This window comes from Neisseria sp. SLRRB23, from assembly GCF_050896295.1.
Lineage (GTDB): Bacteria > Pseudomonadota > Gammaproteobacteria > Burkholderiales > Neisseriaceae > Neisseria.
In genome coordinates, this window is the sequence record NZ_JBPBFH010000051.1 from 1 (window position 1) to 7,914 (window position 7,914).

At 53.7% G+C, this 7,914-nt stretch carries 9 protein-coding genes and 1 rRNA gene; 5 read left to right on the top strand and 5 right to left on the bottom strand.

Features of this window, described 5'->3' with window-relative positions:
- Both ACRPFF_RS10560 and ACRPFF_RS10565 read right to left on the bottom strand, forming a co-directional pair.
- Positions 1–81, bottom strand: a 16S ribosomal RNA gene (locus ACRPFF_RS10560); the annotation flags it as partial.
- 391 nt (positions 82–472) lie between these two features.
- Positions 473–1,279, bottom strand: a complete 807-nt coding sequence (locus tag ACRPFF_RS10565; RefSeq protein ID WP_002231657.1) for a cytochrome C assembly family protein — start codon at positions 1,277–1,279, stop codon at positions 473–475.
- Positions 1,280–1,498: 219 nt separating this feature from the next.
- Here ACRPFF_RS10565 and ffh point away from each other — a divergent pair, with 219 nt between their 5' ends.
- Both ffh and ACRPFF_RS10575 read left to right on the top strand, forming a co-directional pair.
- Positions 1,499–2,869 carry a signal recognition particle protein gene (gene ffh / locus ACRPFF_RS10570; RefSeq protein WP_411712556.1) on the top strand — a complete coding sequence of 457 codons (1,371 nt, stop codon included), beginning with the start codon at positions 1,499–1,501 and terminating at the stop codon, positions 2,867–2,869.
- A 258-nt stretch (positions 2,870–3,127) separates the two neighbouring features.
- Complete coding sequence (locus tag ACRPFF_RS10575) at positions 3,128–3,583, top strand: four-helix bundle copper-binding protein (RefSeq protein ID WP_003753594.1); 456 nt, start codon at positions 3,128–3,130, stop codon at positions 3,581–3,583.
- 54 nt (positions 3,584–3,637) lie between these two features.
- Here ACRPFF_RS10575 and ACRPFF_RS10580 read toward each other — a convergent pair whose 3' ends face one another.
- Complete coding sequence (locus ACRPFF_RS10580) at positions 3,638–4,243, bottom strand: nitroreductase family protein (RefSeq protein ID WP_411712557.1); 606 nt, start codon at positions 4,241–4,243, stop codon at positions 3,638–3,640.
- Between the two features lie 48 nt (positions 4,244–4,291).
- On the bottom strand, positions 4,292–4,690 hold the full coding sequence (locus ACRPFF_RS10585) for a DoxX family protein (RefSeq protein WP_219241785.1): 399 nt from the start codon (positions 4,688–4,690) through the stop codon (positions 4,292–4,294).
- A gap of 107 nt (positions 4,691–4,797) precedes the next feature.
- Between ACRPFF_RS10585 and ACRPFF_RS10590 the strand changes: the two genes are divergently transcribed.
- The 3 genes from ACRPFF_RS10590 (at position 4,798) to ACRPFF_RS10600 (ending at position 7,301) form a co-directional block, all read left to right on the top strand.
- Positions 4,798–5,709 (top strand): LysR family transcriptional regulator, encoded by a 912-nt coding sequence (locus tag ACRPFF_RS10590; protein ID WP_411712558.1) that lies wholly within the window; start codon positions 4,798–4,800, stop codon positions 5,707–5,709.
- Positions 5,699–7,000, top strand: a complete 1,302-nt coding sequence (locus ACRPFF_RS10595) for an FAD-binding domain-containing protein (protein WP_432674632.1) — start codon at positions 5,699–5,701, stop codon at positions 6,998–7,000. The genes ACRPFF_RS10590 and ACRPFF_RS10595 overlap by 11 nt, the downstream gene beginning before the upstream one ends.
- A gap of 22 nt (positions 7,001–7,022) precedes the next feature.
- On the top strand, positions 7,023–7,301 hold the full coding sequence (locus ACRPFF_RS10600; RefSeq protein ID WP_432674633.1) for a hypothetical protein: 279 nt from the start codon (positions 7,023–7,025) through the stop codon (positions 7,299–7,301).
- A gap of 99 nt (positions 7,302–7,400) precedes the next feature.
- Here the strand turns inward: ACRPFF_RS10600 and ACRPFF_RS10605 are convergent, their stop codons facing one another.
- Positions 7,401–7,814: a DUF2750 domain-containing protein gene (locus ACRPFF_RS10605; protein WP_432674634.1), complete on the bottom strand. Its 414-nt coding sequence runs from the start codon at positions 7,812–7,814 to the stop codon at positions 7,401–7,403.
- Positions 7,815–7,914: the final 100 nt, after the last annotated feature.

The following is a 7,914-nucleotide window of genomic DNA, read 5'->3' on the forward strand; positions in this document are numbered from 1 at the left end:
TTCTCTGTGCTGCCGTCCGACTTGCATGTGTAAAGCATGCCGCCAGCGTTCAATCTGAGCCAGGATCAAACTCTTATGTTCAATCTCTAACTTTTTAACTTCTGGTCTGCTTCAAAGAAACCAACAGAACAATGTTCAAAACATTATCTTGTCTGTCTTTCAAACAGTGTGAGGCTCAAGGCACTCACACTTATCGGTAATCTGTTTTGTTAAAGAGCGTTTGAACTACTTCATCACCGCCGTTTCGTCAGCAGCGAAGAAGCGAACTATACGCTTGAAGACGTATACGGTCAATACTTTCAGCGGGATTTTTTCGGGAAATGTTGTCATATCTCTGTCGGATAAGGTTTTTTATTTCTGCCAAATGCTGCACCACCCCCAATAATCCCTTCCTCCCCCTCCTCTGACTGGTGCGCCTTTGTGAATATGCCGTCTGAAACTCGGGGATTCAGACGGCATCTGTTGGCTCTTCTTATCTTTTCAGAATGATTTCCAATACGAACTTGCTGCCCATATAGGCAATCATAAGGCTGACAAATCCGATGATGGTCCACACGGCGGCTTTTTTACCGCGCCATGCGGTCATGCTGTGCTTGAGCAGCAGTCCGCCGTAAATCAGCCATGACAATATGCCGAATACGGTTTTATGGGTAAAGGTCATGGGTTTGCCGAATACGGCTTCGGCGAAGAATGTGCCGCTGACGACGGAATAGGTCAGCAGGATGAAACCTGCCCACATGGCCTGGAACATGAGTTTTTCCAAACTGAGCAGCGACGGCAGGAATCCTGCGAGCTTGGAGAAGCTCCTGCGGTGCAGGCTCCGATTCAGCAGCAGGGTCAAAACGGACAATAATGTTGCTATGCCGAACAGCCCGTATGCGAGCAGCGAAGTTCCGATATGCAGCATAAAGGGAAGGTCGGTAATTTCATATCCCGAGAATTTTCCAGGAAAAACCAAACCTGACAGCAGCATCAGTGCGGCGCAAGGATACAGCAGCAACTGCACTCCGCGCAGCGAATAAAAGAAGCTGCCGGCAAAATAAATAAACAGCATCATCCAAACAATCAGGCTGCCGGAATACCCGAAGCCCATAATGATGATTTTGTCTTGAATGACCGGCATAAGCAGTGCCGCGCCGTGGACGGTCAATGCCGCGCCCAAAACCGGCAATTCCGTCTTCCACGGGTAATCTCGGCCGCGCCCCTGCTGTTGGCAGTGCCATGCAAATGCACCCAATCCTGCGTAAACCGCCGTCAAAAAGATGAAAACTGTCGGCATGGTGGACTTTCTCTATCTATACTGTTGCGCCGTATGCGGTCGCTTATGAAATATTGGAACTTTTAACGTTGGAATTGTAAAATCCCCGTTTCGGGCAAGCCTTGACGGATTTGCCAATATGCTGTCCGGCACACAAGCCGCATCAAATTATTTTGATTTTATTTTAACAAAGAATGCCCCTGATGGGGCAAGCTATTCTTATTCAGACCAAGGACCAGTATGTTAGACAATTTAACCAGCCGCTTCAGCAATGTCCTCAAAAACATCCGCGGGCAAGCCAAACTGACCGAAGACAATATTAAAGAAGCCTTGCGCGAGGTTCGTCTTGCCCTGCTTGAGGCGGATGTTGCCCTGCCTGTCGTCAAAGAGTTCGTCAACAACGTCAAAGAACAAGCCCTTGGCCAAGAAGTCGTCGGCAGCCTGACGCCTGACCAAGCCTTTATCGGCGTGGTCAACCAAGCCTTAGTCGAACTGATGGGCAAGGAAAACAAAACGCTGGATTTGTCGGTTTCGCCGCCCGCCGTCGTGTTGATGGCCGGTTTACAGGGCGCAGGTAAGACGACGACCGTCGGCAAACTCGCCCGCCTGCTGAAAAACGATCAGAAGAAAAAGGTTTTGGTGGTATCCGCCGACGTTTACCGCCCTGCCGCGATTGAACAGCTGCGTCTGTTGGCCGAACAGGTCGGCGTGGACTTTTTTCCATCCGATACCAACCAAAAACCGGTTGAGATTGCAACTGCCGCCGTCGATTACGCCAAAAAACATTTTTACGATGTCTTGATGGTCGATACCGCCGGTCGTTTGGCAATCGATGAAGAGATGATGAACGAAATCAAAGCGCTTCATGCGGCGGTCAACCCGGTGGAAACTTTGTTCGTCATCGATGCGATGCTGGGTCAGGATGCGGTGAACACTGCTCAGGCATTTAATGAAGCCCTGCCGCTGACCGGTGTCGTATTGACCAAGATAGACGGCGACTCGCGCGGCGGCGCAGCTTTGTCCGTACGCCACATAACCGGCAAGCCGATTAAATTTATCGGTGTCGGCGAAAAAATCAACGGCCTCGAACCTTTCCACCCCGACCGTCTTGCCAGCCGTATCCTCGGCATGGGCGACGTATTGACCCTGATTGAAGACGTTCAAAAAGGTATTGATGAAGAAGCCGCCGCCAAAATGGCGAAAAAGCTACAAAAAGGCAAAGGCTTTGACCTCAATGACTTTAAAGAACAAATCCAGCAGATGCGCAATATGGGCGGCTTGGAAAGCCTGATGTCAAAAATGCCGGGCGAACTGGGTCAAATCTCGAAACAAATCCCCGAAGGCACTGCTGAAAAAGCAATGGGCAAAGTAGAAGCCATCATCAACTCGATGACCCCTAAAGAACGCGCCAACCCCGCCCTGCTCAAAGCCAGCCGCAAACGCCGTATTGCGATGGGTGCAGGTACGACCGTGCAGGAAGTGAACAAATTGCTCAAACAGTTTGAACAAATGCAGCAGATGATGAAGATGTTCAGCGGGAAAGGCTTGGGCAACCTGATGCGTATGGCGAAAGGAATGAGGGGGATGAAAGGGATGTTCCCGGGTTTGTAAGGTTTGAAAACGGATGCCGTCTGAACCGATTTTCAGACGGCATCTTGTCTGCTACCATATCCGCGCGCCATCTTGCATCATCTTGAAACGGGGAGGCGCGCCTTTTCTTAACTTTCCGAACAGCCGAACCTGCCTGCCCGTGTGACAATCCCGCACCGGCAAAATCAGCCGGCTGTTCAAAAAAGCCCCACGGTCGGGGCAGTATGCGTGGGAGTGCCTTGTGCCTGCCCCACTTTCTTAAACCATAAAGGAAACATTATGAACCGTCGTCAATTTTTGGGCAGTGCCGCTGCCGTCTCCCTGGCTTCCGCCGCCTCTTTCGCACGTGCGCACAGCCATGCCGACCACCATCATCATCACGATATGCAGCCTGCCGCCGCATCCGCCTACACTGCCGTCCGCCAGACTGCAGCACACTGCATAGATGCCGGACAGGTTTGCCTGACACACTGCCTGTCCCTGCTTACCCAGGGCGATACGTCTATGGCCGATTGTGCGGTTGCCGTGCGCCAAATGCTTGCCCTATGCGGTGCGTTGCACGACCTTGCTGCACAAAATGCCCCTCTGACACGCGACGCGGCAAAAGTGTGCCTCGACGCATGCAAACAATGTTCCAAAGCCTGTAAAGAACATGCTGCCCACCATGCGGAATGCAAAGCCTGTTACGAGTCCTGCCTCGACTGTATCAAAGAATGCGAAAAACTCGTTGCCTGATACTGAAAAATGCCGTCTGAATCCTTTTCAGACGGCATTTTTTTACCCGCGAAATTATGCGCCGAACACTTTCAAACGTTCTGCAACAGGTTCAAAGGCCTTTTCACCTGCCACCCCTTCAATACCGCCGATAACCATTTGTGCGCGCAACAACCAGTTTTCGGGGATATTCCACGCTTTGGTAATCGCCGCATCGGGCAAGGGGTTGTAATGTTGCAGGTTTGCACCTACGCCGACCGCGGCAAGTGTCGTCCAGACGGCATACTGTACCATCGCGTTCGCCTGGTCCGCCCAAACGGGAAAGTTGGCGGCATAAGCAGGGAACTGCTCCTGCAAACCTTTGACAACATTTTGATCTTCATAAAACAAAATNGTTGCCGCACCCGCCTTAAACAGCTTCAATTTTTGCGCGGTCGGTTCAAAACTGTCGGCAGGCACGACGGCACGCAGCGCGTCTTCGACAAATTGCCACACCTTATCATGCTCTTCGCCAAACAGCACGACTACACGGGCAGATTGGGAATTGAACGAAGAAGGTGTGTGCAAAACGGCGTGTTCGACGATTTGGACGATTTCATCTTTGCCGACGGGCAGATTTTTATTTAGCAAATAAACGGAACGGCGGCTTTCCGCAGCCTGTTGCAGAGATTGGCGGCTCATTTCTTTTCCTCAAAAACATTCAACAAAATACGCTTCAGACGGCCCGGTTCAGGCTTTACGCTTGAAAAACAGCCTGTCCAGCGACCATGCTCCGCCGCCCGCCGCCGCGATATAGAGGAATACGAAGCAGAACAGCACCGCGGACTCGCCGCCGTTGGCAATCGGGAACAAAGCATTGCCGGAAGCGTGCGCCATAAAATAGGCAACCGCCATCTGGCCGGACAAAACAAACGCGGCAGGGCGCGCAAACAGGCCCAACACCAGCAAAATGCCGCCGGCAATTTCTAAAATACCGGCAAGCAGCATCAACCCTTCGGGCGAACCGCTGCCCATTTCAATGGGGAAGGCGAAGAATTTCGACGTACCGTGCAATAAAAACAGGTAGGCGGTTACGATACGCAAAACAGAAAGCAGAACAGGTTGGATACGGTTGCAGCAATTGGACATAAAAGCTCCTTTGATATTTGTCTTCATTTCAGGCGGCAGAGTATAGATGTTTCCCCTTTTCAAATATATACTGCTTTTATTGATACAACTTTTCCACACAAGAAAATATGGACACCCTGTTCAGCCTCAAAGTTTTCCGCCAAGTCGTCCAAAGCGGCGGCTTCACCCGCGCCGCCGACGCGCTCGGCATCTCCACCGCAATGGCAAGCAAACACGTCAGCCACTTGGAAAACACCGTCCAAGCCAAACTCCTGCACCGCAACAGCCGCAACCTCAGCCTGACCGAAGCGGGGGAAGAATACTACCGGCAATGCAGTTACGCGCTCGACACGCTCGACGATGCCGCGCAAAAAGCCGCAGGGGGGACGGAAAAACCGCAGGGGCTGCTGCGCGTAACGATGCCGCTGTGGTTTGCCGGCAGCCAGATATGCAACTGGCTGGCGGAATACCGCGAACGTTATCCCGAAGTGGCATTAGAACTGATTTTGGACAACCGCCACGTCGATTTGATTGCCGAAGGCGTGGATTTGGCGTTGCGCGTTTCCCAAACCCTTTCCCCTTCGCTAATCGCGCGCCCGCTGGCGGAAATCGAATTTGCCCTGCTTGCCTCGCCGGACTTTCTGATGCGCAACGGCGTACCGAAAACACCTGAAGAAGTCATGATGCTGCCCGCCGTCCTGCCGACCTACACCAACCAGCAGAAACTCGACATCACCCGCAAATCGGACGGCAAGAAATACCGGCTTGAACTGACCCCCGTCATCCGTACCGACAATACGCTGATGATGCGCGAAATGATTAAGGCGGGCGCGTGCATCGGGTATCAGCCATTTTGGGCGGTAGAACACGATTTGCGTTGCGGTACGCTGGTGCGCCTGCTGCCCGAATATACCGTCCCGACCGACCGCCTAAATGCCGTTTATGCGGACAGGGCATTCTTAAGCGCGAAAGTCCGCAGCTTTATCGATTTTCTGAACGAAAAAATCGCCAGCAGGAAAGGCTGCCGAAATGCCGTCTGAAACCGCCCGCCCCCTTTATGCGGACACGCGCGCCGCGCGCACGCTCGTCTGGTTCCGACAAAACCTCCGTATCCGCGACAACGCCGCCTTATGCGCCGCCGTTGCCGAAGGTTCGCCCATTATCGGCATTTGGATTGAAGATACCGAAACAGGCAATCTGCACCGGACTGCATTCTACCGCCAATCTGCCGCCGAACTTGCCCAAGTACTTGCAGGGCACGGCATCCCGCTCTACATGGCAGCATCACCTGCCGAACTCGTCCGGCTCGCCGTCCGCCTCAATATCCGCGCCGTCATCGCCGACGNATCCTGTACATTTGCTGAAAAACTCGCCGACAACGCCCTTTGGCATGAGCTAGACAAACACAGTATCAGGCTGACCTTCGTCAACGACCGTTCCGTTTTCGACCAAACCGACCTGACACCAGACAACGGTACGGCACACACCGATTTCAACCGCTACCGCAAAGCATGGCTCGACCGCTTTTCCAAGCAGCCCCCCGCCGATTCGGACCTATTCGCGACATACCGCCAACCGCTCCCCGAAAACCTTTCCGCCCCGCAACCTTCCGCTCTTTCAGACGGCATCTTCCCAATACGGCGCGGCGGCAGCTCTGCAGCATGGAAGCAGTGGCAGACCTTTTTCAAACAGGCAGATTTTTATGATGTATTAAAAGATTTTCCTTCGCGCAAACACACATCGCTGATGAGCGCCTATCTGAATGCAGGCTGCCTCTCGCCGAGGCTGTTGGCACGGGAGGGCATCGGGTACCGCTTGGATTCGTGGACGGACAACCTGATCCGCCGCGACTTCTTCCTTCAGCTTGCCTTGCAGCACGCGGATGATGCCCCTTCAGACGGCAATCCGGAAAATACCCGATATCTGGCACTCTGGCAGCAGGGACAGACCGGGATCCCGATTATCGATGCCTCTATGCGCTGCCTATATAAGACGGGCGGCCTCCATCCCATACTGCGCCGGCTGTGCGCCGACTTCCTATGCCATACGCTTCGCGTGCCCCGTCATGAAGGCGAAGCATGGTTTGCCCGACAGCTGACCGATTTCGATGCAGCAATCAACCAAGGCAACTGGCGGCTTGCCGCCTCACGGCACACCTACCCCGACATTGCCGCCGCCGCACACAAGACCGACCCCGACGGCACCTTTGTCAGACGGCACATCCCCGAGCTTGCCCACCTGCCGGCGGCAGTCATCCATACCCCGTGGCGCGCCGCCGGCAGCATCGACACCCACGGCTATCCCGCTTATCCTGTCGCCGGTATTCCCTAAGCGGTACGGCAACCTAAAACAAATGCCGTCTGAACTTCCGTTTCAGACGGCATTGTGTCCGAATGACTCAATATCTTCCGCTTTTTTCACTTTCAATAATCAGATATGCCCAAATCACCACCACCCAAGCCGACACCGTTCCCATCTCCAGCAAAAAATAGAAATCGATGACGAAGGACAAGTCAGCGACACCAGCGCGGCAAACGCCGTGACCATGCCGATAGCAAAGAGTTTTTCCGACAGCTTTTCCAAAGGCTTCGCCCACCGCACCGACACGGCAGGTCGTGCGGCGCGGGCTTAGCGGTTTTTCGTTTTGCGTTTGTTCACGGGCTGTCTCCGCTGTTTGAGGCCGTCTGAAAACCTTGGGATATGGTTTTCAGACGGCCTTTTGCTGTTTGCCTTACAGATACGGCAAATCAAACGCTTCGCCGTAGCTTTCGGCCAGAATGGTGTTGATGCGGGCGGCAAATTCAACGGCGGGCATCACGACGCTGTCAGGACGGGCGGCCACGGGGAAAACGCTGATGCCGTATCCCTCTTCCGCCAGCCACGGAACGCTGTCCTGCAAAAATTCTTCCAACTCGAATTCCCACACCGATTCGCCCTCGGATTTCACCATTTCGGCAAATTCCTGCTCCAGCCACACGGGCAGGAAAGTTGCCCCACCATCGTCCACCCAGAAACGGCATTCGCCTTCGTCGTCGGCCAACACATACAGCGTTTCCGCCTCGGCGATATTTTTCAGTGCGTGCAGGCAGCGTTTGTCGGCCGGCGGGTTGAGGATGTTGTCTATGGCCTGTTGCGGGTAGCTCATGGTTTTCCTTTAAACGGTTTTACGCGTCAATGTTCTGCGCGATCAGGGCGTTGTTTTCGATGAAGGCGCGGCGGGGTTCGACTTCGTCGCCCATCAAAAC

Coding starts and splice junctions, on each gene's coding strand:
- ACRPFF_RS10585 (WP_219241785.1), bottom strand. CDS start 4,690: ATGTCCAATTGCTGCAACCGTATCCAACCTGTTCTGCTTTCTGTTTTG.
- ACRPFF_RS10600 (WP_432674633.1), top strand. CDS start 7,023: ATGCCGTCTGAACTTCCGTTTCAGACGGCATTGTGTCCGAATGACTCA.
- ACRPFF_RS10565 (WP_002231657.1), bottom strand. CDS start 1,279: ATGCCGACAGTTTTCATCTTTTTGACGGCGGTTTACGCAGGATTGGGT.
- ACRPFF_RS10590 (WP_411712558.1), top strand. CDS start 4,798: ATGGACACCCTGTTCAGCCTCAAAGTTTTCCGCCAAGTCGTCCAAAGC.
- ffh (WP_411712556.1), top strand. CDS start 1,499: ATGTTAGACAATTTAACCAGCCGCTTCAGCAATGTCCTCAAAAACATC.
- ACRPFF_RS10575 (WP_003753594.1), top strand. CDS start 3,128: ATGAACCGTCGTCAATTTTTGGGCAGTGCCGCTGCCGTCTCCCTGGCT.
- ACRPFF_RS10605 (WP_432674634.1), bottom strand. CDS start 7,814: ATGAGCTACCCGCAACAGGCCATAGACAACATCCTCAACCCGCCGGCC.